This window comes from Bradyrhizobium diversitatis, from assembly GCF_016031635.1.
Lineage (GTDB): Bacteria > Pseudomonadota > Alphaproteobacteria > Rhizobiales > Xanthobacteraceae > Bradyrhizobium > Bradyrhizobium diversitatis.
The window spans coordinates 99,980-124,159 of the sequence record NZ_JACEGD010000013.1 but is presented as its reverse complement, the minus strand read 5'-3'; the positions used below and the strand labels follow the sequence as shown (position 1 = coordinate 124,159).

The following is a 24,180-nucleotide window of genomic DNA, read 5'->3' as shown; positions in this document are numbered from 1 at the left end:
GCCGTTAAGACCTTGCACGACCGCTACGCGGTCACTTCTTCACCAGCGGGCAGTCGCTGTCCTTGAGCGGCTTGGCCGCGTCTTCAGGCGCGATGGTGGCGACCAGCTTGTAATAGTCCCACGGGCCCTTCGACTCCTCGGGCTTCTTCACCTCGAACAGATAGGCCGGGATGAGGCGGCGTCCGTCCTGGCGCAGCGGTCCCTTGCCGAACAGCGGATCGTCGGTCGGCAGCTCCTTCATCTTGGCGACGACCTTGGCGCCGTCATGCGGATTGCTGCCGAGCGCGTCCATCGCCTTCAGGTAATGCAGGATCTCGGCATAAAGGCCCGCAACCGTCATCGAGGGCATCGAGCCCTTGGGCGAGACCTTCTGGAAGCGCTTCGACCATTCGCGCGTCTGGTCGTTGAGGTCCCAATAGAAGGACTCGGTGAAGGTCAGGCCCTGCGCGGTCTTCAGGCCGAGTGAGTGCACGTCGTTGATGAACAGCAGCAGCGCGGCGAGCTTCTGGCCGCCCTGGACGATGCCGAATTCGGCGGCCTGCTTGATCGCGTTGGTGGTGTCGCCGCCCGCATTGGCGAGGCCGATGATCTTGGCCTTGGAGGACTGCGCCTGGAGCAGGAACGAGGAGAAGTCCGCCGTGTTCAGCGGGTGCTTGACGCCGCCGAGCACCTTGCCGCCGGTGGCGGTGACGACCGCGCCGGTATCACGCTCCAGCGCATGGCCGAACGCGTAGTCGGCGGTGAGGAAGAACCAGCTGTCGCCGCCCGCCTTGGTCAGCGCCTTGCCGGTTCCGTTGGCGAGCATGTAGGTATCGTAAGTGAACGAGACGGTATTGGGCGTGCAGGCCTTGCCGGTGAGGTCGGCGGTGGCCGCACCCGAATTGAGCAGCACCGCGTTCTTTTCCTTGACGAGGTTGCTCACCGCGAGCGCGACGCCGGAGCTCGGCGTGTCCGCGATGGCGTCGACCTTGTCGGCATCGATCCATTGCCGGGCAATGTTGACGCCGATGTCGGGCTTGTTCTGGTGGTCGCCGGAGAGGACCTCGATGGTCCAGCCCTTGGCCTTGAGGCCGGAGTCTTCGACCGCCATCTTCACCGCCGCGACCGAATTCGGGCCGCCGATGTCGGCATAGAGGCTCGACATGTCGTTGAGCACGCCGATCTTGACGGTCTTGTCCTGGGCGTAGGCGGATGTGGCAAAACCGAAAGCGGCGCAGGCCAGAAGGGCCGCGGTGCGGCGTGCGAACGTCGTCGTCATGAAAGGTCTCCTCCAATGTCAAATATGCGGACGGCTCTCTTCCGGAGCCTTGTTTCCGGCTGATGGCTCTAACCTGTCCCGCGGCTGGCGGCAATGCACCTAAAGCCGGATGACGCTGCGTCTTAGCGTCATCCGGCGGTTAACTATTGGGCAAGATGCGTTGAGGCGCTATTTGAGCGCGTCCGATGTCAGCCTGAATTTTCTGAATGCGTTTTCCGGTGTCGACCTCGGCGGTATAGACGTTACCCTTGGCGTCAATCGCCACGGTGTCAATCAGGCCGGCGCGCGGAAACTCATCAGGGTGCGGGACTTGTAGTCGTAGAACTTGCCGGTCTCGGTCCAGTCAGGCGCGCACATCGGCACGATGAATTCGGCGACCTGTTCGGGCGTGTCGAGAGTCGCGGGGTCTTCGCCCGGCATCAAGGTGGCGCGCATGCGGGTGCGGACCGGGCCGGGGTTGAACAGGTTGACGCGCAACTTGGTGTTCGCAGTCTCCTGCGCCCAGGCGCGGGCCAGCGTTTCCAGCGCGGCCTTGGACGCCGCATAGGGGCCGACATAGGCGGTCGCCTTGTTGGCGGCGCCGGAGGTGACGAACACGGCGCGCCCGGCATCGGACTGCCTCAGCAGCGGCTCCATGCAGCGGATCAACTGGAAATTCGCGGAGACGTTCACCGCCATCACGTCGTTGAAGGTCTTCAGCTCGATATGGCCGATCGGCGAGGACGGCCCAAGCACGCCGGCATTGCCGACGAGGATGTCGAGCTTGCCGTAACGTTCGTGCAGGCTGGCCCCCAGCCGCGCGATGCCGTCGGAATCGGTGAGGTTGAGCGGCACCAGCGTGGCGCTGCCGCCATCTTTCCGGATCTCGTCGTCGAGCTCTTCCAGCCCGCCCTGCGTGCGCGCCACCGCGACGATATGCGCGCCGGCCTTGGCCAGCGCCTTGGCTGCGGCGAAGCCGATGCCGCGCGAGGCGCCGGTGACGAGAGCGATGCGATCAGCGAGGGGTTTTGTCATGGCGGGGTTTTACAGCCGTGGATGGCCGGGACAAGCCCCATCCCGCCGTCATTCCGGGGCGGTCCGCAGGACCGAACCCGGAATCTCGAGATCCCGGGCTCGATGCTTCGCATCGCCCCGGGATGACGGCTCCGCCGTCAGCTCGCCTCGGCCAGCAGCGAGAGTTGCCGCGGTTGCGGCTCGGTCTGGGTCTGGTCGGTGAGGTGGGTCGGATAGGCGCCGGTGAAGCAATGATCCGAGAATTTCGGGTTGGCGGGGTCGCGGCCGGGCTCGCCCATGGCGCGGTACATGCCGTCGATCGACAGGAACGCGAGCGAGTCCGCGCCGATGATCTCGCGCATCTCCTCCAGCGAATGCGTCGCTGCGAGCAGGCCGCCGCGGTCGGGCAGGTCGATGCCGTAATAGTCTGGATAGAGGATCGGGGGCGAAGCGAGGCGGAAATGGACTTCCTTGGCGCCGGCATCGCGCATCATGCGCACGATTTTCTTCGAGGTGGTGCCGCGCACCAGGGAATCGTCGATCAGGATGATGCGCTTGCCTTCGATCGCGGCGCGGTTGGCCGAATGCTTCATGCGCACGCCGGATTCGCGGATGGCCTGGGTCGGCTGGATGAAGGTGCGGCCGACATAATGGTTGCGGATGATGCCGAGCTCGAACGGCACGCCGGAATGCTGGCTGTAGCCGACCGCGGCGGGCACGCCGGAATCCGGCACCGGCACGACGACGTCGATCGGCACGTGGCTCTCGCGCGCGAGCTGCGCACCGAAGGCCTTGCGCACTTCGTACACCGAGCGTCCGTGGACGATGGAATCCGGCCGGGAGAAGTAGATGTATTCGAAGATGCAGGGACGCGGTGCCATCGGCGGGAACGGCTTGTGGATGTCCTGACCGTTCTCGTCGAACACGATGACTTCGCCGGGCTCGATGTCGCGCACGAAGCGCGCGCCGATGATGTCGAGCGCGCAGGTCTCCGAGGTCAGGATCGGACAGCCGTCGAGATCGCCGAGCACCAGCGGGCGGATGCCGCGCGGATCGCGCGCGCCGACCAGCTTCTTGTTGGTCAGCGAGACCAGCGCATAGGCGCCCTCGATCTCCCGCAGCGCGTCGATATAGCGCTCGATGAAGCGAGCGCGTTTGGAGCGCGCGACCAGGTGCAGGATCACCTCGGTGTCGGTGGTCGACTGCATCATCGCGCCATGCCGCACCAGCTCGCGGCGCAGCGTCAGGCCGTTGGTGAGGTTGCCGTTATGGGCGACGGCGAGGCCGCCGGCATTGAGCTCGGCGAACAGCGGCTGCACGTTGCGCAGGATGGTGGCGCCGGTGGTGGAATAGCGGACATGGCCGACCGCGACATTGCCGGGCAGGCGGTCGATCACCTCGCGGCGGGAGAAGGTGTCGCCGACGAGGCCGAGGCGGCGTTCCGAGTGAAAGCGGCTGCCGTCGTAGGAGACGATGCCGGCGGCTTCCTGGCCGCGGTGCTGGAGGGCGTGAAGGCCGAGCGCGGTGATGGCGGCCGCATCGGGGTGACCGTAGATGCCGAACACGCCGCATTCCTCGCGCAGCGTATCCCCCTCCAGATCGTCCTGTAGCTCGATCGCTGCAGGCCCGGAGGGCCGGTTCAGGGCGAGATCGAATTGGGCGTCCTGGTCAGGGTGTCGCATCTCGTCCGCGCCTCTCTTTAGGGCTCAATCAACGCGCCGCAGGTTTCTCGATCAGCTTTTTCAGGCTGTCACGAGCAGGTTTACTGTATCCGTCGCCACTGCCCGAAGGCTGCTGCTCGGATTCAGCTTGGTCATCATCTGGTTTGTTTTTCTTGAATCTCTTCAAGATGGTGTTCTCGGGGTCGTCAGGCAAGAGGGCCATCAGCCAGTCCCCGGTTCCCTGGAGCACCACGCGGGACTTGGCCCCCGTGACCCAGTCCGGACGCTGCTTGTCCGGAACCAGCCAGGTGAAGAACAGGAAAGCGACCACGACGATCAAAAGGCCGCGAGCCAGGCCAAACAGGAAGCCGAGGGTGCGGTCCAGCGCGCCGATCCGCGAATCCAGGATCATGTCGGAGATCCGGACCGTGATCACGGAGACCACGACCAGGGTGCCCACGAACACGCCTGCGACGACGACCACGCTCGCGACCGTGTCGTTGTTGAAATAGGTCTTGGCGGTCGGCAGCAGCTTCGAGAACGAGTACAGTGTCACGATTGCCGCCGCGCCCCAGGCCGCAATCGACAGGATTTCGCGCATGAAGCCGCGGACCATCGCGAGCAGGCCCGAGATCAGCATCACACCGAGCAGGATCAGGTCGAGGAGTGTTACTGGCATCGGCTGGTCTGGTCCGCTCGTACTGTCAAAGGCGCTCAGCGAATCGGTGTTTGGCCGCTGCCCTAAAAGAAGGGCAGACGGCGTTCCCGGCAAGGCCGCAACCACGCAATCCCATGCTGCTTTTGTGACGGCTGTATAGCGGCGAGGGCCTCCGGCGTCACCTCCACCTAACCCTCTCCGCGGCGGAATCTTGCCGGTGTGGCATTTTTCTCTGCCGGGGCGTTCGATTCGCCTCGGCGGGAGCCCCGGGCGGCGATCTCGGCCACCAATGTCGTCAGGCTGTTCACCGCATTCAGCGACAATCCGGCATCGCCGCCGGTCTCGCCGCGTGCCGATTCGGGCAGGACGGCGCGCTGGAAGCCGAGTTTTGCCGCCTCCTTCAGCCGCGCCGGGGTCTGCGCCACCGGACGCACCACGCCGGAGAGCGAGATTTCGCCGAAATAAACGGCATCGGTGGGTAACTGCGCATTAACCAGGGACGACACCAGCGCCGCGGCGGCGGCGAGGTCGGCCGCGGGCTCGTGGATGCGCAGGCCACCGGCGACGTTCAGATAGACATCATGGCCTGACAGCTTGACCCCGCAATGCGCCTCCAGCACCGCCAGCACCATCGACAGCCGGCTCGGGTCCCAGCCGACCACGGCGCGGCGCGGGGTGCCGAGCGAGGTCGGCGCCACCAGCGCTTGCAATTCGACCAGAACGGGCCTTGTGCCTTCGATGCCCGCAAAGACTGCGGTGCCGGGCGTGCCGAGATCGCGCTCGGACAGGAACAGCTCGGAGGGGTTGGTGACCTCGCGCAGGCCGAGGCCGGTCATCTCAAACACGCCGATCTCGTCGGTCGGGCCGAAACGGTTCTTCACGGCCCGCAGGATGCGGAACTGCTGCGAGCCTTCGCCCTCGAACGACATCACCGCGTCGACCATGTGCTCGACCACGCGGGGGCCTGCGATCTGGCCGTCCTTGGTGACGTGGCCGACCAGGATGATGGCGGCGCCGGTCTTCTTCGCAAAGCGGATCAGCGCCTGCGCCGAGGCGCGCACCTGCGTCACGGTCCCGGGCGCCGACTCCACGGTGTCGGTCCACATGGTCTGGATCGAGTCGATCACGATCAGCCTGGGAACCGCGCCCTCCGATAGCGTCGAGACGATGTCCTCGACCGAGGTTTCGGCGGCCAGCTGCACCGGCGCATCCGACAGCCCGAGCCGCTCGGCGCGCAGACGCACCTGGGCCACCGCCTCTTCGCCGGAGATGTAGACGACGCGATGGCCGGCGCGCGCCAAGAGGCTGGTTGCCTGCGTCAGCAGCGTCGACTTGCCGATTCCGGGATCGCCGCCGACCAGCAGCACCGAGCCGCGGACGAAGCCGCCGCCGGTGACGCGGTCGAGCTCGGTCATCCCTGAGGAGAGGCGCGGCGCATCCGGGCTTTTCCCGGCAAGGCTCTCCAGCGCAAACGTTCGGCCCTTGCGTTTGGAGCGGATCGATACCGGCACGCTGCCGCTGGTGTCTTCTTCCGCAAGTGTATTCCACTCGCCGCAGGATTCGCACTTGCCCTGCCAGCGGTTATAGGCCGCGCCGCAGTTCTGGCAGACGAAGGAAAGCGTTGATTTGGCCATGGGGGGAATAGCGGTCTCGGTGTAACGGGCGAGCAGTTCTTAGCACGAATAGGAGCTGTGAAGGCTGGGGTGCCGATGCATCCACCGCAAGCTTCAAGGGTTGACGTTAGCGCATGTCCAGATGCCGACGGGGCGCTCGAGCCCGCGAATGGTCTGGGCCGGCCGCTCGACGAGCGTTGCGAAATCGGTACTGGAGTGATTCGGTTCGGCGTGGGCCTGTTGTACCAGCGCGTCGCTGACGACGATAGCGCATCCGAATTCGCGGGTCAGCGCTTCGAGGCGGCTCGCCGCATTCACGGTGGTCCCGATCACGGCGAATTCGAGCCGGTTGAGGCCGATATCGCCCAGCACCACTTGCCCGTAGTGCAAGCCGACGCTGACCTGGATCGGCGGTTCGTTGCGATCGCTACGCTCTCTGTTCAACTTGGCGATCGAGGCGATCATGCCCCTCGCGCAACGCAAGGCGTTCAGCGCATCGGAATCGCCGACGAACGGCGTACCGAAAGTCGCCATGAGTCCATCCCCGAGATATTTGTCGAGCGTTCCGCCGTGCTGGAACACTTCCCGTTCCATTCGCTCATGGAATTGCCGCAGCGTCTCGATGACGTCCTTCGGGTCGCGTCCATCGGCATAGGCGGTGAATCCCACGATATCTGCAAACAGCACCGCGACGTCCTGCGTGCGGACCTTCGCGAGGGGCTCGTCATTGCCGGAGAGTTCATCGACCACATTGGGGGAGAAGTAACGCGCCAGATTGGCACGTTCGCGCTCGAGTCCGGCATGACTGATCAGGAGCGCATTGGAACGGCGCACCGCCAGCGCCAGGATGGCGGCCACGACCATGAATACGATCACTTGCTGGAAGCGCTCGCCGAAACCGATCGAGGAGGGGTCGAGGATGTTGAACATGCGAATATCCGCACCGATCGCCTCCCTGACGCGCTCCGACAGCGCGGCATGGGTTTCCGGTTGCAGATAAGCCCAGCCGACGGCGATGGCCCAGAGTGCTCCGGTCCCCATGCCAATCGCGAGCACGGTTCGCCAGGAATAAGCGAGCGTGGCAGTGGCGAGGAAAATGAAGAAATAGATGAAGCTGTCGAATCGGAATTGCATTCCGATCGGCCAGTGAACGTTGCTCCAGGGATTGGGCACGACGCTAAGGAAGGCCAATAATGCCAGGTCGCAAAATATGAGGAAAAGTTCGGGACGCGAACGGCCGACCTTGCCGACCTTCAGTTGCGCCCAGCCGATGACGGCAAAGAAGCCAAGCATCAGGATGTAATAGACGACATCCCAGTTCGGGTTGATGAGCGACAGGGTAACGGCAGTAACCGCGAGCGCGACCCAGCGGGCCCGGACGGCCAGCAACAGGCCATCACGCTTGCTGTCGGCAAGGGCAGATTCGGCGAATTTGAGGGTGTCTTGTTGGTGGTCGGTTCGCCCGGCCGCTTTGCTTCGGAGACTTGTGATATCGGCCGCTTCCGCCAGTGCGCTCAAGACACATCTCCCCGGTCGAACATCAGATCGTGCGATCGTGCACGGAGCTTCGATCAACGTGGCACGCCTGAGAACTCGCGGCCACCCAGCGATGGCTGAGGGCACGGAAGGGGATGCCTGATCGCCAACGCTTCGATTATCTCAATCCGACACGATAGATATACCGTTCATTAGCTCTGTGCCGCTGTGGCCGGGTTGATTTTGCAAAGTGTTAGCCGACGCGCGTCCAATCTCGGAACCGATCGGGTTGGGAATGGAAATGCCGAGATTCCGACGAATATTGCTCGCCGCGGGCATGGCCTGCAGCATTTTCGCGTATGCCGGCGGTAGCCTCGCCAAGCCCCTCGACATCGTCTTCGTCAATCCCGGCAAGACCGGCGAGGTCTACTGGGACATGGTCGCGCAGACCATGCAGGCGGCCGGCCGCAGGCTCGACGCGCATGTCGAGGTGCTGACCAGCGAGCGGAATTACCGCACCATGCAGGAGCTCGGTTTCGGCGTGGTGGCACGGCCCGACAAGCCCGATTTCCTCATCCTGTCGAACGAGGAGTCCGCCGCCGTCCCGATCCTGGAGGCGGCCGAGGCTGCGGGCGTCAAGACGCTGCTGCTCTCGAATACGCTGATCGGCGAGGATGCGGCGCGTCTTGGACCGCCGCGCGAGAAGCTCAAGACCTGGCTCGGCGACATCACGACCGATCTGCAGACTGCGGGTGCACGGATGGCCAATGCGCTGATCGGGGTGGCGCGTGCCGAGAAATCGCAGAGCCCCGACGGCAAGATCCACATTCTCGGAATCGGCGGCGACGAGATCACACCGGCCTCGATTGCCCGCAACGCCGGTCTCAAGCTGGCCGTGGATGCCGCGCCCGACGTGGTGGTGGACCGGCTGCTGTTCGCCAACTGGACGCAGTCGGAGGCCGAGCGGGTCACGGCGAATTATCTGGGCTGGGCTTCTCGCAAGGGAATCCGGCCCGCCGGCATATGGGCCGGAAACGATCCGATGGCGCTCGGCGCGCTCCGCGCGGCGATCGCTGCCGGCCTTGTGCCCGGTCGAAACATCCAGGTGGTGGGCCTCAACTGGTCGGAGGACGCGCTGCGCGAGATCAAGGCGGGTCGCCTGCTCCTGACCGACGGCGGGCATTTCCTGCTCGGCGGCTGGTCGATCGTGCTCCTGCGCGACTATGCCGATGGCTGCGATTTCGCAGCCGTTTCCCCCCGCGTCGAGGTCAAGACGTCTGCGATCACGCGCGACAACCTCGCTTCGGTTGGCGACCTCGTCAGGACGCGAGCGTTCGACCGGATCGACTTTGCGCGGTTCAGGGCGAAGGCCGGACGCTGCGGCCAATATGACTTCTCCCTCGATGCACTCATCTCGTCGCTGCCGCTTCCCGAAGGCGTTGCGGACTGATGCGGAAGGATGAGGCGGTGACCGAGCCGGATCGCAACGAGCAGGCGGCGCCAGCACGCCTGGGCTCGGTCGTCCACGCGATGATCTGGGCCACCGTGCCCGTTCTGCTGCTGGTGCAACTGCTCGCCTCCGCCGGCGTCGAGGCATCGAGCTTCTGGTCGCAGGTCAGGCAGCTCGACGCCCGCATCGCCCGCGTCGCCGAGAGCCGGGCCGAGCTGATCGCCGAGCCGCTGTGGAAGATGCGTTACGACCAGGTCACCGGCGTGCTCAACGAGATCATGCACGACGAGACCATCGCCGCGGCGGCGGTCTATGACGATACCGGCGCCGCCATTGCCCGCGTGGTCGCGCGGGCCGAAGACCAGGCGGTCGCGGAAGTCTCGCGCCCGATCCACTACAGCAATGGCAACATGGCCGTTGAGGCCGGCCGCATCGCCATCGCTTATTCGCGTGCGACGCTGTACGCGGATGCGGGCAGCCGCCTGGTGCTGCTGCTGGTGGTCGGCCTGCTCGCGACGTTCGCGACCCTGATCGCCATGCGGATATCCGCCAACATCTTCATCGGCCGGCCGCTGGCGGCCATGATGTCGGCGATACAGCGCAGCAAGCAGGATGGCCGCGCCTATCCGGCGGACGTCACGTCCTCGAACGAATTCGGCCAGCTCGCGCGTGCCTTCAACGCCATGCAGCACACGACGTCAGGCGCGCTGGACCGGCTCGGGCACATGGCGACGCACGATCCGCTCACGGGACTGCCGAACCGACGCTCCCTGACCGAGCGCCTGGCCGTCGCGAGCCGGGACGGAGGCTCGCCGGATAAGCTGGTCGCGTTCTGCTTCATCGATCTCGACGACTTCAAGGGCGTCAACGACACCTTCGGTCACGAGGCCGGCGACAAGTTCCTGGTTCAGATTTCAGAGCGTCTTCGTAGTGCGGTCGAAGCGGAGGACTGGGTTGCCCGATTAGGCGGCGACGAGTTCGTCGTCATTCGTCCCGAGGTGAGCCACGAGCAGGCGGCGCAGGCATTCGCTCAGCATGTGCTGGAGGCCATTTCCGAGCCGATCCGCCTCCATGACAAGCAAGTGGTGCCGCGTGCCAGCATCGGCCTTGCCGTGCGCCGCGCCGACGATCCGGAGCTGTCGCATCTGCCGACGCTCGCCGACATCGCGCTCTATCATGCCAAGAGCAAGGCGCCGGGCACGGTCGCCGTGCTGGACGAAGCGCTCCAGCGCGACTACCGCCGTTGCAGGGATCTCGAGCTCGCCATTCCCACCGGCTTCGCCGAGGGGCAGTTCGAGGTCTGGTACCAGAGCCAGGTCGATCTCGAAACCCACGACATCGTCGGTCTGGAAGCGCTGATCCGCTGGCGCCATCCTGAACATGGCGTGATCGGCCCCGGCGAATTCCTGCCGCTGATCGAGCGCAGCGGCAACAACGCGCGGCTGACCCGCTACGTGCTGACCGATGCCTGCTGGGCTTTGCAACGGTTGGCCGCCGCCGGCAGGCCGCAGATCCGGATCGCGATCAATTTGCCGCCGTCCGAACTTGCCGACCATTCGCTCGCCGCCGAGCTGCGTGCGACCTGTGCGCGCTTCGATGTTCCGGCCTCATCTCTCGAGCTCGAGATCACCGAGGGGTCGCTGATCAACAACATCGCCAGTGCCTCCGAAACGCTGCATCGTCTGCGGCGCTTAGGTGCCACGATCGCGCTCGATGATTTCGGCACCGGCTACAGCTCGCTGGCTCACCTCAGGCGATTCCCGCTCGACAAGGTTAAGATCGACAAGGCATTCATCCGGGAGATTCCCGAGAGCGCGGAAGACAAGGCCATCGTCGGGGTGATCGCATCGCTCGCCGACACGTTGGGGCTGACCCTGGTCGCAGAGGGCATCGAGCGCGCCGAGCAGGCCGAGGCCATGCGTGACATGGGCGTGAGGTTCGGGCAGGGCTTCCTCTATCAGCGGCCGCAGCCGCTCGAGGTCCTGTTGCAATGGCTCAACAGGCAGTCGGCGGCGCCGAGACGCGGCGCCACCGGGAGCCCATCGGTCGCGCCGGAATTCGCCGCCTGAGCGTCGCCGTGTTACGGCTGAGCTGCGCTCCAGAGCATCGAGAGGCCGGCTGCGATCATGATCGCGTCCATCACCAGGCGGAACACGTCCGGCCTCAGATGCAGCACGAAGCGTTTTGCGATGAAGGCACCTGACATCAGCGAGGAGCCCGCGATCAGGCCCTTCAAGAACACGTCGCCGGTCAGTGCGCCGAAACGCTCGAAGGTCACTGATTTCGCGAAGTACAGGCCGAGCGATGAGGCCGCTTCGGTGGCGAGGAAAGCGCCCTTGCTCAGCCCGTAGAACAGGAACAGCGGCACGCTGAGCGGGCCGGTCGAGACCACGATGCCTGTGAGATAGCCGATGACGGCGCCGCCGATGGCCAGATGCCAGAGATTGGCTTTGAGGTCATGCCGCGCCAGCCAGTGCCGCACCGGCACCATCGCGATCAGGAAGATACCGATGGCGAGATCGACGACGTGCGAGGGCAGCGCCAGCAATGTCCGCGCACCAAGCGCTGCGGCGGGAATGCCCGTGACCGAATAGGCCGCGCAGGCCCGCCAATCGACCTCACGCCACCAGGCCAGAATCCGCGAGAAGTTCGCCATCACGGAGGCGACCGCCATGATCGGCACGGCCTCCTTCGGCCCATAGGCATAGACCAGCACCGGCATCAGCATGATCGACGAGCCGGTGCCGACGATGCCTGAGATGGTGCCGGCGACGAGGCCGACGCTGAGGACGAAGAGAAAGGCCAAGACAGTCTCCACGAATCGGGAGAGTTTAGCCCTTGGCAGCGATACCGGCGATCCGCGCCGGGCGGGGGAACCTGTGCTTGCCGCGGGCTTTTCGAATTGCAATCATCGGTGCGAACCGGGATCATGATGCCGTGACCCTCACGTCTCTCAGAAGCAACGTGCGCGACCTTTACGAGGGTGCGACGTCGAGCGGCGTGCGCTTCCGCTATGCGCTGCTCGTCTTCGATATCGTGACGGTGCTGTTCATCATCGCAACCTCGTTCCTGCAGCCCAGTGAAATCATTGAAACGCTCGATGTCCTGTTCGGCGTCATGCTACTTGCCGACTTCTCGGCCCGGCTCCTCGTCGATCGGCATCCGTTTCGAAAATTCACTGAAATCGCAACGTGGGCCGACATGGTTGCGATTGTATCCTTCCTGGCGCCACTTGCTGGCGAGGCGGGCGGTTTTCTCCGGATCCTGCGAACCTTGGGGCTGCTTCGTGACTACCAGATGCTGGTGAGGTTGCGCATCGATTCTCCGTTCTTTCGTCGCAACGAAGACGTCATCTTCGCCGTCACGAACCTGGCAGTCTTCATATTCGTCATGACCGGGATCGTTTACGAGACCCAGAAATTTCGCAACGACGAGATCCGGAACTATGCCGACGCCCTGTATTTCACCGTCACGGCACTGACGACGACCGGCTTTGGCGACATTACCCTGTCGGGTACGGTCGGTCGTTTGATAACCGTCGTGATCATGATTTTCGGCGTAACGCTGTTCTTCAATCTCGCCCGCGCGCTCCTCAGTCCCAACAAGGTGCGATTTCCGTGTCCGGCTTGCGGGCTCCAGAGGCATGACGCCGATGCGGTGCATTGCAAGGCTTGTGGCAAGATCCTCAATATTCCCGATGAAGGGGCAACCTGAAGGGGTCTCACTGCCGGCGATGCGGGTGGACGTCTTTCGATGGTGACATCATGCCAGTGTTTTGCCCGACGGATCAACGTGTATTTCGGAATAGCCGCAAGTCATGACCGGGTAGGGGGCGGCTACTGTGCATGGGGTTGTTTTTCACTTTTTTGCTTTGACCGTTCCGGTGCTGAAAGCAGCAGGGGCGGCTACGACGATTTCGATCTGGATGCGGTGCCTGTAAACGTCATCGATGGCAGGAACTTGCGGTGAGGGTCACCGCAGCACCACCCATGCCGGCGCGTGATCGCTCGCGCCATCCTCGCCGCGGATCTTCCTGTCGACGCCGGCTTTTGTCAGACGCGGGGCGAGGGCCGGGCTGAGCAGGAGATGATCGAGCCGCAGCCCTGCGTCGCGCGGCCAGCGGTTTCGCTTGTAGTCCCAGAACGTGTAGATGCGCTCGCCCGGGTGCAACTCGCGCACCGCGTCGCACCAGCCTTGTTCGACCAGCGATGCAAAGGCCGCGCGGCTCTTCGGCTGGATCAGCGCATCCTTGTCCCACGAGCGCGTCGGGTAGATGTCGATCTCGGTTGGTGCGACGTTGTAGTCGCCGGCGAGCACCACGGGCAGATCCTGCTTGATGAACGTCTTGGCGTGGCGCTTGAGCCGCGCGAACCAGTCGAGCTTGTAGTCGAATTTCGGCCCCGGCTGCGGATTGCCGTTGGGCAGGTAGATGCTGGTGACGATGATGCCGCGCACGGCGGCTTCGATGTAGCGGGCTTCGAGATCGCCAGGCTTTCCCGGCAAGCGGTCGCGGGTGAGAATGGGCTCGGCATTGCGGGCCAGGATGGCGACGCCGTTCCATGTCTTCTGTCCACACCAGACCACGCCGTAGCCGGCCTTTTCGATCGCAGCCGCCGGAAATTCGCCATCACTTGCCTTCAACTCTTGAAGCGCGACGACATCGGGCTTTGCGACGCGCATCCATGCCAACAGATTGGGCAGGCGGCGGTTGATGTTGTTGATGTTGAATGTCGCGATCTTCATGTAGAGCTACCGGCTCCTGCCTTCCGTCACCGGAGATACAATGTCCAAATTGAGCTTTGTTGCCATCGCACTCGTCGTCGCGTTCTCCGGAGGCGCATCGGCACAATCGTCCGATCCGCGCGGCGCGTGCAAGGCGGACTACGACAAATTCTGCGCCGGCATCGCGCCGGGCGGCGGCCGCGTCGTCGCCTGCCTCAACGGCAAGCGCGACCAACTCAGCGACACCTGCAAGGCGGCGCTGGACAGCCGCAAGAAGTAAGTCAAGAAGTAAGTCTCGTGTCCCGGACGCGCGTAGCGCCAGCCGGGACCCAACAGAAGGCGACACAGTGCACTTTTGAGATGTGGGCCCCGGCTCTGCAGCGCGCCGCGAAGTGCGGCGCATCGCGCTGCGTCCGGGGCACGAGAGCGCTGACTAAGACGGCAGCGGCGGCGGGGCAGCCGGCTGCTCGATCGGCAGTGGGGAAGGCGGCTGCCCGGCACTCGCCTCGGGCTCCGGCCTTGCCAGCGGCTCCACCACATCGCCGCCCTTGTAGACGCGCGCATAGCGGTGGCCGAGGCTGGTCAGCACCTCGTAGCCGATCGTGCCGAAATGGTGTGCGAGTTCGTCGACGGTGATGCCGTCGCCGAGCAGCGTCACCATGTGACCGCGCCGCGCCGCGTTCGGCGGCAGGTCGGTGAGGTCGATGGCGATGAGGTCCATCGAGATGCGGCCTGCGATCGGGCAGCGCTTGCCGGCCACGATGACGTCGGCGCCGCGGGTGCCGTCATTGGAGCTGGCGGCACGGAAATAACCGTCGGCATAACCAACCGCGATGATCGCAAGTTTCGTCGGCCGCCGCGCGGTCCAGGTGCCGCCATAGCCGACGCTCTCGCCGCGCTCGATGTTACGGATCTGCACGATGCGCGCCTTGAGCTCGACCACCGGCTGCATGGGATTGTCGGCCTCCGGCGTCGGATTGACGCCGTAGAGTGCAGCCCCTGGTCGGACCAGGTCGAACTGGAATGGCGCACCGAGGAAGATGCCGGAGGAATTCGCGAGGGCCGCCGGGACGCCCGTGAACTCGCTGGCAATGCTCCGGAAGGTCGCGAGCTGCTTGGCATTCGTGGGGCTGTTGAGCTGCTCGGCCGAGGCCAGATGGCTCATCACCAGCGTGATGCCGTGATCGCCGGCGTTGATGCGGGGGATGATGGCCTGCGCGTCCGCAAGCGTCAGGCCGAGCCGGTTCATGCCGGTGTCGATGTGAACAGCCGCGCCCCCGGTCCAGCCGCTGCGGCGGCAGAATACGTCCCATTCGGCGAGCTCGTTCAGATCGCCGATCACCGGACGGCAATTGAACTTGGCGTAGTGCTCGCCGGTGTTCTGGAAATAACCGCCGAGCACGTAGATCGTGGGCTCCGGCACGGCGGCGCGCACCTTGCGCGCCTCCTCGAGGGTGGCGACGAAGAAGGTCCTGCAGCCCGCTCTGCTCAGCGCCCGTGACACCTGCTCGGCGCCGCAGCCATAGGCGTCGGCCTTGATCACCGCCGAGCATTCGGCCGGCACCGCCGTCTTCTCGAGCTTGCGCCAATTGGCGATGATCGCATCGAGATCGACGGTCAGCACGCCGCCATAGGCCGCGAGCGCGGCAGCCTGATTGGCCTCCGCGGAGAGAAGGCCGGATTGCGAGAGGGTTTTCGGGTCGGACGCCATTGTCATGGCGCCGTTTTACGCAAGTGGCCGGTCCGGTTCAAGGAACTCAGTAGTCGTTGTCGCTGCGAGCCGGCAGCTGGCTGTCGGGCGCAAGATCGCCGAACCGCGTGACCGAGGCTTCGAACGCCAGATCGACGGTGCCGGTCGGGCCGTGGCGCTGCTTGCCGATGATGACCTCGGCCTTTCCGTGCGCAAGACTCATGTCGAGCTGCCACTTCTCGTGTTCAGGCGTGCCTGGGCGGGGCTCCTTCATCGCGAGGTAATATTCCTCGCGGTAAACGAACAGCACAACGTCGGCGTCCTGCTCGATCGATCCGGATTCGCGCAAGTCGGAGAGCTGCGGTCGCTTGTCGTCGCGGGATTCTACCTGGCGTGAGAGCTGGGACAGCGCGATCACGGGAACGTTGAGCTCCTTGGCGAGCGCTTTCAGGCTGGTGGTGATCTCCGTGATTTCCTGCACGCGGCTGTCACTGGCGCGCTTGCTCGAACCCGAGAGCAGCTGGATGTAGTCGATCACGAGCAGATCGAGGCCCTTCTGGCGCTTCAGCCGGCGCGCCCGCGCCATCAGCTGCGCGATCGACAGACCGCCGGTGGCGTCGACATAGAACGGCAGCGATTGCAGCTCGATCGAGACCTCCCGGATCTTCTCGAAATCGGCTTCCGAGATGCCGCCGCGGCGGATGTGGGAGGAGGGAACGCCGGTGCGCTCGGCCACGATACGTGTGGCGAGCTGGTCGGCCGACATTTCGCAGGAGAAGAAGCCGATCACGCCGCCATTGGCAGCCTTCGTGGTGCCGTCGGCCTGGAGTTCCGGAACGTAGGCGCGTGCGACATTGTAGGCGATGTTGGTCGCGAGCGAGGTCTTGCCCATGCCGGGACGGCCCGCGACGATGATGAGGTCGGAGTGCTGCAGGCCGCCCATCTTGGTGTCGAGGTCGCGCATGCCCGTCGAGATGCCGGACAGTTTCCCGTCGCGCTGGAACGCCTTTGCCGCGAGATCGACCGCGACCGCCAACGCCTGCGAGAACTTCTGGAAACCGCCGTCATAGCGGCCGGATTCGGCGAGTTCATAAAGCTTGCGCTCGGCGTCCTCGATCTGCGCCCGTGGCTGGAAGTCGACCGGTGCGTCGTAGGCGACGTTGACCATGTCCTCGCCGATGCCGATCAGGTCGCGCCGCAACGAGAGGTCGTAGATGGTGCGGCCGTAGTCCTGGGCGTTGATGATGGTGGTAGCTTCGGCGGCGAGCCGCGCCAGATATTGTCCGATGGTCATGCCGCCGACATCGGTATCGGCTGGCAGGAACGTCTTCAGCGTGACGGGCGTCGCGATCTTGCCCATCCGGATCAGGCTGCCGGCGGTCTCGAAGATCGTCTGGTGCAGCGGTTCGAAGAAATGCTTCGCCTCCAGGAAGTCGGAGACGCGGTAGAAGGCGTCGTTGTTGACCAGGATCGCGCCCAGAAGGCTCTGTTCCGCCTCGATATTATGCGGCGCGCTCCGATAGGCGGGAGTCCCGGCATCGGGCGCGAGTTTGAGAACGTTCGAATCAGTCAGGGCCATGGTCGGAGGTGCTTAGCAATTTTCTTGGGCAGATGCGGGGCCGGGATAAAGCGCCGCCGCAGGCGAAAGCGGAAGCAAAAGCTGATCGCTATCAACCGCTCAGTTAAAATGGTGGATGATTAGCAGTCGCAGCATGCGCCGCGCTTGACGGATTTCCGCGGAACTCGCGCGGCGCGGCAGCGGCCGCGCCATCGAAAAATACTGAAACCCATGAACCCTATCGACTGGCGGGCAGACGTATTGAGAGCGCGCGAAATGACGCACGCTGGCCGCATTCGGCTCGGTTCAGACCAGCAGGAGGTAGACCAGCGCAACCAGAGCGGCCCCGACGCCGGTGACGATCAGGGCATAATCGGTGCGGAGGTCGTCCGGCACGTCGAATGAGGTTCGGGTCTCTTTGCTCATGGCGACGGTCTAAGACAGCCCCGACCAGACTTATGTGAAGCAGATCACATCTCCCCGGATTCTTTCGGGGATAATGCGGAACAGCCAGGCCGGCCGGGGATTGTCCTAACCCCCGCCAACAGGGACGCGAGGCAAGCGATGCAGCCAGAACGGCAGCACCAGAACTGGCGAAGCGAGGCTGGCAGCCGGCTTTGGCTGTCCGGGCTGATCGCGGCCATGGAGCACGCGGAACGGCCCGACGTCCGTCGCCAGCCGGTCGCACCCGAGATCCTGCTGCAGCTGCGCGCGCAACTGGCGCTGACGGCCTCTTCCCGGACCTCCCTGATGTCGACCCTGCGTCACTAGGACCTGGGGTCTATTCACCAGCCAGCTTGAGCCTGGGCATGGCCGAGGCCTCACGCGCCCGCAGCCGGGCTTCCTCCCGCTGGATGTAGTCGCGGGTCATCGGCACCACGCCCTGGCGACGGGTCAGCTGGATCTGGAAGTTCATCATGGCTTGCTTGCGGAACGTCATCTCGCAAGCCGCCAGATAGAACTCCCACATCAGGGCGAAGCGCTCGTCGTAGAGCTGCACCGCCTCCTCGCGCCGCGCCATGAAGCGCTCTCGCCAGGCCTTCAGCGTCTCGGCATAGTGCAGGCGCAGAATCTCGATGTCGCAGACCAAGAGGCCCGCCCGCTCGATCGCCGGCAGCACCTCCGACAGGGCGGGGATGTAGCCGCCGGGGAAGATGTATTTGGCGATCCAGGGATTGGTCGAGTCCGGGCCCTGCGAACGGCCGATCGCGTGCAGCAGCATGACGCCGTCCTCGCTCAGCAATTCGGCGCAGCGCTGAAAATAGGCATCGTAGAACCTTGCCCCGACATGTTCGAACATGCCGACCGAGACGATGCGGTCGAAGGTACCGTCAATGTCGCGATAATCCTGGAGCTGGAATCTGGCCGAGTCCGTCAGGCCCTTTTCGGCAGCGCGCGCATTGGCGACCTGCAACTGCTCGGTCGACAGCGTGATGCCGGTGAGGTCGGCGCCCGCGATCTCGGCGAGATAGAGCCCGAGGCCGCCCCAGCCGGAGCCGATGTCGAGCACGCGCTGGCCGTCCTTGATGAGGAGCTTCGCTGCAATGTGCCGTTTCTTGGCGAGCTGCGCGTCGTCGAGCGGCATCTCGGACGTTTCGAAATAGGCGCAGCTATATTGCTTGTCGGCATCGAGAAAGAGCGAATAGAGCCGGCCGTCGAGATCGTAGTGATGGGCGACGTTGTGGCGGGCGCGGGTGCGGGGATTGAACTGCTTCAGGTGCCGCGTCAGGTAGCGCAGGTGCCACCACGGTTTAGCCCAGTGTGGCAATAGGTCGGGTTGATTGAGTAGGATCGCGAGGGCATCGGCTATGGTGCCGCGCTCGACCACGAACTCGCCGTCCATATAAGCCTCGCCGAGCCCGAGCTCGGGATTGATGAGGCTCTTCCGCTCCGCGTCCGCGGTAACGAAGCGCACCGCGACCGGCTCGCCGGAGCCGTCGCCGACGGTGAACTTCGATCCGCTTGCGCTGGTCACCGTCATCGACCCGCGCCGGATGAATTGAGACAGGAATCTGTGCAACAAACGGTCCATCGACATGTCCTCTCGAGCGAACCCGAAAGATGCGACTAACCCGGCCTTCACATCTGACGCCCAGGCGCCGCAACGGTTCCTATGCGTTTGCATCCAAATCTAGCGAGGCGGTTCCGGCTGCGCTATTGCGCTGTATTCAAAGCCGATATTCGAAAATGGCTTAATCACATCCTTGCGCGCGGAGCCTGCTTCCATTCGCAGCTCAATCGGTTAAAAGGTGACCGCCGCCGCGCCGGAGGCCGGCTGCATTCGCGGAATTCAATGGAGATGATGGGAATGTCGAGCCGAGCGCTCAGCCTCGCGACGGTATTGCTTCTGACCGGCTTCGGCGCGGCCGATACCGTTCTTGCGCAGGCGACGAACCTCGAGGCTGGCAAGACCCCGTCCCAGCTTTTCGCGCAGACCTGCAACGCCTGCCACAAGAGCCCGCGCGGACTCCTGAAGTCCGTCACGCCGAGCTCGTTGCCGGGATTCCTGCGCCAGCACTACACCACGAGCTCGGACATGGCGGGCGTCCTCGCCTCCTACCTGGTCTCCAACGGTGCCACCGACACCCGCTACCAGGCCAAGGACGGTAAGAAGGACGGCGCCAGGGAGAAGGAAGCCAACTCCGCTCCGGGCCAGTCGCCTGAGCATCAGGGCCGCCGCCACCGCTCGCAAGAGGCCGCCAGGCCGGAGGGCGAGGGTGCTACTCCGGCCCCCGAGGGCGCGCGCCAGAAGCGCGCGGCGCGACCCGCCGAGGAAGGTGCGACGCCGGAGGGACAGGCAGCGCCCGAGCCGCGCAAAGGCAAGCGGCGCGCCAAGCCGGGCACTGAGGAAGCTCCGAAGGTCGATGCCGCCGCGCCGGCGACCGAGGACAAGAAGAGCGAGCCAAAGCCTGAGGCCGTCAAGCCCGACAGCGCCAAGCCCGACAGCGTCAAGGCCGAGCCCGACAGCGGCAAGGCCTCCGACAAGGCATCCGACAAGCCCGTTGAGGCCAGGCCGGACAGTTCGAAGGTCGAGACGCGCGGCAGCGAAGCTCCGGCACTGCGACCCGACCCGGTCCCGCAGGTGGCGCCGGCTGCACCTGCCGCGGCAAAGCCCGCCGAACCGGCGTCGTCCAAGCCGGCGGACGAGGCCGCTTCCAAGCCGGCTGCGCCTGCAGCGAGCCCCGAGCCGGCGGCCAGGCCGCAGCAGGACCCGGCACCGCCCGCGACCGCTGCAGCCCCGCCGGCGCAGTCGTCCGGCCCGCCGGCACCGCCGATCTCGCGCTAGATCCGCTACCTTCTCATCGACAGGCAGAGGCCGCTTTCAATGCGGCCTCCGCATCGCATTGACTACGACTAGAGTATTACTCTAGAGTGATACTCTAGGAGGCGTCGATGGCGGCGAGCGTGCGAGACGACCTGTTGGCAGCCGGGCTGCTGGTGTTCGACCGCGTCGGCTTCGAAGCCGCGACGGTGGCCGCGATCCGCACCCGGGCCCGCGCCTCCAACGGCAGCTTCTTTCATGCCTTCGGTTCGAAGAAGGAGCTCGCCGGTGCGCTGTTCCTGGAGGTCTTGCGGCACTATCATGCCGCGGTGCTGGCGGCGCTCGATCCCGTGCCCGATGCGGAGCAGGGCATCGGTCGCCTGATCCGGGCGCATCTCGACTGGGTCGTGACCAGCCGGCGCGAGGCGCGCTACCTCTTCGAGATCTCACGCAGCGAATGGGGCGAGGACGTGCGCGATGCCCAGCGTGCGCAGAACGCGCGGCTTGCCGAAGGCATCGAGCGCTGGCGGGCGCCGCTTGTTGCAGGCGGCGAGCTGCTGCCGATGACGCCAGTGATGTTCGTCAGCCAGCTCATCGGTCCGGCGCAGATCTTCTGCCGTGCCTTTCTGTCGGGGCGCGACCGCACCGATCCGCGCAGTGAGGCCGACACGCTGATCGCTTGCGCCATTCGTGCGCTGAGGCCATTCGATCGCATCAACAGGCAATAGGGAGAGGCCGCATGCGGGCCGAAGCTGATCCGGAATTCGCGCCAATTGCCGAACGCATCCACGCCAATGTCGGCCGGCAGGGTTTCATGAACCTGGTGGGCGCCGAGCTCTCCGAATTGTCACGCGGCACCTGCACCATCGCGGTGGAGCGCCGGCCCGAGCTGCTTCAGCAGCACGGCTTCTTCCATGGCGGCGTTACCGCCTTCCTGGTCGACAACGCCACGACGATCGCGGCCGCGACCTCGCGCGGCCAGGCGGCGCTGACGGCCGAATACAAGCTCAACCTGTTGTCGCCAGCGGTCGGTGAGAAGCTGATCTGCCGGGCAAAGGTGATCAAGCCGGGCCGACAGGTCGCTGTGGTTGCGGCCGACGTGTTCTGCGTCAGCGACGGAGTTGAGAAGCACACGGCAACCGCGCTGGCCTCGATCGCGATGCTGAGCGAGGACGTCGCCGGCAAAATGAAAAGCCCGGCCGCCTGAGGCGACCGGGCTTTCTTGTTCGTCATTCCGGGTTCGATGGTTCGCATCGCCCCGGAATGACGAGCTGGCGTACTTACTTCTCTTCCGCAGCCGGGGCCGGCTCGACTTCGTCGTGCTGGGCGTCCGGATCGAAGAACTCGCCGGCGGCGGCGATCGCCTCGGCAGCCGCATCGCGGTCCTCGTTGCGGGTCGAGATATCCTCGCCGCGGTTGATGCGCTCGGCCTCGTCCTGGCTGCGCGCGACCGTCACGGTGATTTCGACCTCGACCTCGGGATGAACGGCGACGGTGATCGTGTGCTTGCCGATGGTCTTGATCGGCGCATCGAGCTGGATCTGCGGGCGAGCCAGCGAAACGCCATCGGCTTCGAACGCGATGACGATGTCACGCACGTTGACGGAGCCGAACAGCTGGCCGGCTTCCGACGCCTGGCGGATCACGATGATGTTCTTGCCTTCGATCTTCTCGGCGACCTTGGACGCCTCGGCCTTCGAGGCGAGGTTGCGGGCCTCGAGATCGGCCTTCATGCCGTCATACTTGGCCCGGTTGTCGGCGGTGGCGCGCAGCGCCTTGCCGCGCTTGAGCAGGAAATTGCGGGCGTAGCCGTCGCGAACCTTCACGACTTCGCCCATCTGGCCGAGCTTGTTGACGCGTTCCAGCAAAATGACTTCCATATTCGTTCTCCTCTTGAAGTGCTCTGTAGGTTTCAGTTTCGGGGTGACTTAAGGCGTTGGCAGTGGTGGCGGCTGCCGGCCGCGCAGGAAGCGCTCGCGAAAGCCGAACACGGCATCCGCAAGACCGAGGATGACCATCGCGAGCACGGGCCACCCGAACACGACGACGACAACGTAGGTCGAGCCGAGCCAGAATGTGCGGCTCTTCAGCGCGAGCGTCAGCGTATGCAGCACGGCGAAACCGGTCAGCGCATAGGCCATCATCAGCGCGGCCGTGGCGATCTGCGCGACGATGGCAAGCAGTCCGCCGGTGAAGCAGAAGGCCAGCGCGATGCAGAGCGCCACCAGGGTCATTGGCGGCAGTTCGGCCGCCATCAGATCCGGCCAGGGACGGCGCAGCCGGCCCGACGTCGCGGTCACCTTTGCGCTGAGCCAGAGGTTGAGAGTCAGCGTCATCATCGCGATGATCGTGGCGCCGGCCGGGACCATGCGCACCAGCGCGTCGACGAACTGGCTGGCTTCGCCCGAGGTTTGCGGGTCGGTGGTGCGGAGCAGGCGCATCAGCCCGCGCCGCAGCGTGCCGGTGATGGTCTCGGCGTCGCTGCCGAGCGTGAGCAGGGCGGCCATCGTGGTCAGTGTGGCGAAGCCTGCGATCCAGAGCAGGAGGCGGCCGACCGGATACCACTCGATCTCGGGGGCTGGCGCCGATTTGGCGGAGGCGGCGTCCGGCGCGAGACTTCCCACCGGCCGGCCGAGCAGGGCGAGATGGCCGAGCCACCAGGCCGGCAACGCGACGGTGACGGCGAAGGCGATGCAGTAGGGCAGGCCGAACAGGGCGCCGAGGCCGGTCGCAGCGGCAATGCCGCCGAGGCTGGCGCAAAGCGGTCCCCAGCCGATCGCGGCGACCATCAGCGGCAGCGGTGCGAGATAGAACAGGACGAGCGAGATCATCGCGCCCGAGATGATCGAGGCGAACATCAGGGCCGACGCGGCGCCGGCGATCAGGGCAATGAGTCCAAATGCCATCATCAGCTGTCCCGCTCCCTTCGAGCGGTTAGAGGCGTCGTTTGCCCCAACCATCGGCGACCGGACGACCCGGAAGCCTTATGAGTTCAGAAAGTCACGACCGGCGGCCCAGCGGCCGCCGGTCGAATTGGTCGTATCAGCGAATGACGTAGGGCAGGAGGCCCAGGAAGCGCGCGCGCTTGATGGCGCGGGCGAGTTCACGCTGCTTCTTTGCGGACACCGCCGTGATGCGGCTCGGCACGATCTTGCCGCGCTCGGAGACGTAACGCATCAGCAGCTTGGAGTCCTTGTAGTCGATCTTCGGCGCATTGGCACCCGTGAACGGGCAGCTCTTGCGACGACGGAAAAACGGGCGACGTGCACCAGCTTCAGCCATTGGTCTTACTCCCCATCCGTCGTGGTTTCAGCTTCGTCGCGCGGACGGCGCGGGCCGCGATCGCCGCGGAAACCACCCTCGCGGTCACCACGGAAGCCGCCTTCACGCTCGCCGCGGAAGCCACCGCCACGATCGTCACGCTCGCGATCGCGGTCGGCCTTGCGCATCATCGCGGACGGGCCTTCCTCGAGCTCCTCGACGCGGACGCTGAGATAGCGGATCACGTCTTCGCTGATGCGCTCCTGCCGCTCGATCTCGGCGATCGCCGCAGACGGCGCGTCGATGTTGAGCAGCACGAAGTGCGCCTTGCGGTTCTTGTTCATGCGGTAGGTGAGGGAGCGCACGCCCCAATTCTCGGTCTTGGTGATCTTGCCGCCGAGACCTTCGACGATACCGGTCATCTGCGCAGTCAGCTCTTCGACCTGCTGCGGGCTCGCGTCCTGGCGCGCAAGAAAAACATGCTCGTAAAGAGGCATGGACGTCCTTTCCTCATGTTGGCGCATCGCCCGGCGTCAAACCCTTAAGAGACCTTCGGAAAGGACTCTGGGATCAAGCTC

General features: G+C 65.0%; 23 protein-coding genes. 8 read left to right on the top strand and 15 right to left on the bottom strand.

Translation table 11 applies throughout. From position 1 onward, the window contains the following. Positions 1–31: 31 nt before the first annotated feature. From H1B27_RS16115 to H1B27_RS16090, 6 genes are all read right to left on the bottom strand, one after another. Complete coding sequence (locus tag H1B27_RS16115; protein ID WP_197966712.1) at positions 32–1,258, bottom strand: ABC transporter substrate-binding protein; 1,227 nt, start codon at positions 1,256–1,258, stop codon at positions 32–34. Between the two features lie 273 nt (positions 1,259–1,531). Then, the gene (locus tag H1B27_RS16110) at positions 1,532–2,272 is read right to left on the bottom strand and encodes an SDR family NAD(P)-dependent oxidoreductase (RefSeq protein WP_197966711.1); all 741 of its coding nucleotides are present in this window, start codon (positions 2,270–2,272) and stop codon (positions 1,532–1,534) included. Positions 2,273–2,409: 137 nt separating this feature from the next. Continuing rightward, a complete protein-coding gene (purF, locus tag H1B27_RS16105; protein ID WP_061876700.1) occupies positions 2,410–3,933 on the bottom strand; it encodes an amidophosphoribosyltransferase in 1,524 nt (507 codons plus the stop codon). Between the two features lie 28 nt (positions 3,934–3,961). Next, positions 3,962–4,591 carry a CvpA family protein gene (locus H1B27_RS16100; protein ID WP_018317599.1) on the bottom strand — a complete coding sequence of 210 codons (630 nt, stop codon included), beginning with the start codon at positions 4,589–4,591 and terminating at the stop codon, positions 3,962–3,964. A 167-nt stretch (positions 4,592–4,758) separates the two neighbouring features. Continuing rightward, on the bottom strand, positions 4,759–6,204 hold the full coding sequence (radA, locus tag H1B27_RS16095) for a DNA repair protein RadA (protein WP_028178043.1): 1,446 nt from the start codon (positions 6,202–6,204) through the stop codon (positions 4,759–4,761). A 93-nt stretch (positions 6,205–6,297) separates the two neighbouring features. After that, positions 6,298–7,701 carry an adenylate/guanylate cyclase domain-containing protein gene (locus H1B27_RS16090; RefSeq protein WP_197966710.1) on the bottom strand — a complete coding sequence of 468 codons (1,404 nt, stop codon included), beginning with the start codon at positions 7,699–7,701 and terminating at the stop codon, positions 6,298–6,300. Between the two features lie 259 nt (positions 7,702–7,960). On the opposite strand from H1B27_RS16090, the gene H1B27_RS16085 reads away from it, so the two are divergent. Both H1B27_RS16085 and H1B27_RS16080 read left to right on the top strand, forming a co-directional pair. Further along, complete coding sequence (locus tag H1B27_RS16085; protein WP_376708986.1) at positions 7,961–9,109, top strand: ABC transporter substrate-binding protein; 1,149 nt, start codon at positions 7,961–7,963, stop codon at positions 9,107–9,109. Further along, positions 9,109–11,178: a putative bifunctional diguanylate cyclase/phosphodiesterase gene (locus H1B27_RS16080; RefSeq protein ID WP_197966709.1), complete on the top strand. Its 2,070-nt coding sequence runs from the start codon at positions 9,109–9,111 to the stop codon at positions 11,176–11,178. The genes H1B27_RS16085 and H1B27_RS16080 overlap by 1 nt, the downstream gene beginning before the upstream one ends. 11 nt (positions 11,179–11,189) lie before the next feature. Here H1B27_RS16080 and H1B27_RS16075 read toward each other — a convergent pair whose 3' ends face one another. Then, positions 11,190–11,915, bottom strand: coding sequence for a sulfite exporter TauE/SafE family protein (locus tag H1B27_RS16075; protein ID WP_197966708.1), 726 nt, complete (start codon positions 11,913–11,915; stop codon positions 11,190–11,192). A gap of 131 nt (positions 11,916–12,046) precedes the next feature. Here H1B27_RS16075 and H1B27_RS16070 point away from each other — a divergent pair, with 131 nt between their 5' ends. Beyond that, positions 12,047–12,823 carry a potassium channel family protein gene (locus H1B27_RS16070; RefSeq protein WP_061876695.1) on the top strand — a complete coding sequence of 259 codons (777 nt, stop codon included), beginning with the start codon at positions 12,047–12,049 and terminating at the stop codon, positions 12,821–12,823. A gap of 258 nt (positions 12,824–13,081) precedes the next feature. Here the strand turns inward: H1B27_RS16070 and H1B27_RS16065 are convergent, their stop codons facing one another. After that, complete coding sequence (locus H1B27_RS16065; RefSeq protein WP_197966707.1) at positions 13,082–13,852, bottom strand: exodeoxyribonuclease III; 771 nt, start codon at positions 13,850–13,852, stop codon at positions 13,082–13,084. Positions 13,853–13,892: 40 nt separating this feature from the next. Here H1B27_RS16065 and H1B27_RS16060 point away from each other — a divergent pair, with 40 nt between their 5' ends. Beyond that, on the top strand, positions 13,893–14,111 hold the full coding sequence (locus H1B27_RS16060) for a cysteine rich repeat-containing protein (RefSeq protein WP_061876693.1): 219 nt from the start codon (positions 13,893–13,895) through the stop codon (positions 14,109–14,111). A gap of 153 nt (positions 14,112–14,264) precedes the next feature. Here H1B27_RS16060 and alr read toward each other — a convergent pair whose 3' ends face one another. After that, positions 14,265–15,542: an alanine racemase gene (gene alr, locus H1B27_RS16055; RefSeq protein WP_197966770.1), complete on the bottom strand. Its 1,278-nt coding sequence runs from the start codon at positions 15,540–15,542 to the stop codon at positions 14,265–14,267. A gap of 46 nt (positions 15,543–15,588) precedes the next feature. Further along, positions 15,589–17,100, bottom strand: a complete 1,512-nt coding sequence (locus H1B27_RS16050; RefSeq protein ID WP_061876691.1) for a replicative DNA helicase — start codon at positions 17,098–17,100, stop codon at positions 15,589–15,591. Between the two features lie 543 nt (positions 17,101–17,643). On the opposite strand from H1B27_RS16050, the gene H1B27_RS16045 reads away from it, so the two are divergent. After that, positions 17,644–17,850, top strand: coding sequence for a hypothetical protein (locus tag H1B27_RS16045; RefSeq protein WP_028178053.1), 207 nt, complete (start codon positions 17,644–17,646; stop codon positions 17,848–17,850). A gap of 10 nt (positions 17,851–17,860) precedes the next feature. On the opposite strand, the gene H1B27_RS16040 is transcribed toward H1B27_RS16045, so the two are convergent. Then, positions 17,861–19,111, bottom strand: a complete 1,251-nt coding sequence (locus H1B27_RS16040) for a cyclopropane fatty acid synthase (protein ID WP_197966706.1) — start codon at positions 19,109–19,111, stop codon at positions 17,861–17,863. A gap of 276 nt (positions 19,112–19,387) precedes the next feature. On the opposite strand from H1B27_RS16040, the gene H1B27_RS16035 reads away from it, so the two are divergent. The 3 genes from H1B27_RS16035 (at position 19,388) to H1B27_RS16025 (ending at position 21,548) form a co-directional block, all read left to right on the top strand. Then, positions 19,388–20,365 carry a hypothetical protein gene (locus tag H1B27_RS16035; protein WP_197966705.1) on the top strand — a complete coding sequence of 326 codons (978 nt, stop codon included), beginning with the start codon at positions 19,388–19,390 and terminating at the stop codon, positions 20,363–20,365. A 107-nt stretch (positions 20,366–20,472) separates the two neighbouring features. Next, entirely contained in the window at positions 20,473–21,069 is a 597-nt protein-coding gene (locus H1B27_RS16030) for a TetR/AcrR family transcriptional regulator (RefSeq protein ID WP_197966704.1), read from the top strand. 11 nt (positions 21,070–21,080) lie between these two features. Further along, complete coding sequence (locus H1B27_RS16025; RefSeq protein WP_197966703.1) at positions 21,081–21,548, top strand: PaaI family thioesterase; 468 nt, start codon at positions 21,081–21,083, stop codon at positions 21,546–21,548. Between the two features lie 73 nt (positions 21,549–21,621). On the opposite strand, the gene rplI is transcribed toward H1B27_RS16025, so the two are convergent. From rplI to rpsF, 4 genes are all read right to left on the bottom strand, one after another. Continuing rightward, the gene (rplI, locus tag H1B27_RS16020) at positions 21,622–22,221 is read right to left on the bottom strand and encodes a 50S ribosomal protein L9 (RefSeq protein WP_061876688.1); all 600 of its coding nucleotides are present in this window, start codon (positions 22,219–22,221) and stop codon (positions 21,622–21,624) included. A 48-nt stretch (positions 22,222–22,269) separates the two neighbouring features. Continuing rightward, the gene (locus tag H1B27_RS16015) at positions 22,270–23,250 is read right to left on the bottom strand and encodes a DUF2232 domain-containing protein (protein WP_197966702.1); all 981 of its coding nucleotides are present in this window, start codon (positions 23,248–23,250) and stop codon (positions 22,270–22,272) included. Positions 23,251–23,383: 133 nt separating this feature from the next. After that, positions 23,384–23,623, bottom strand: coding sequence for a 30S ribosomal protein S18 (gene rpsR, locus H1B27_RS16010; RefSeq protein ID WP_007592020.1), 240 nt, complete (start codon positions 23,621–23,623; stop codon positions 23,384–23,386). A 5-nt stretch (positions 23,624–23,628) separates the two neighbouring features. After that, on the bottom strand, positions 23,629–24,099 hold the full coding sequence (gene rpsF, locus H1B27_RS16005) for a 30S ribosomal protein S6 (RefSeq protein WP_061876686.1): 471 nt from the start codon (positions 24,097–24,099) through the stop codon (positions 23,629–23,631). Between the last annotated feature and the right edge of the window lie 81 nt (positions 24,100–24,180).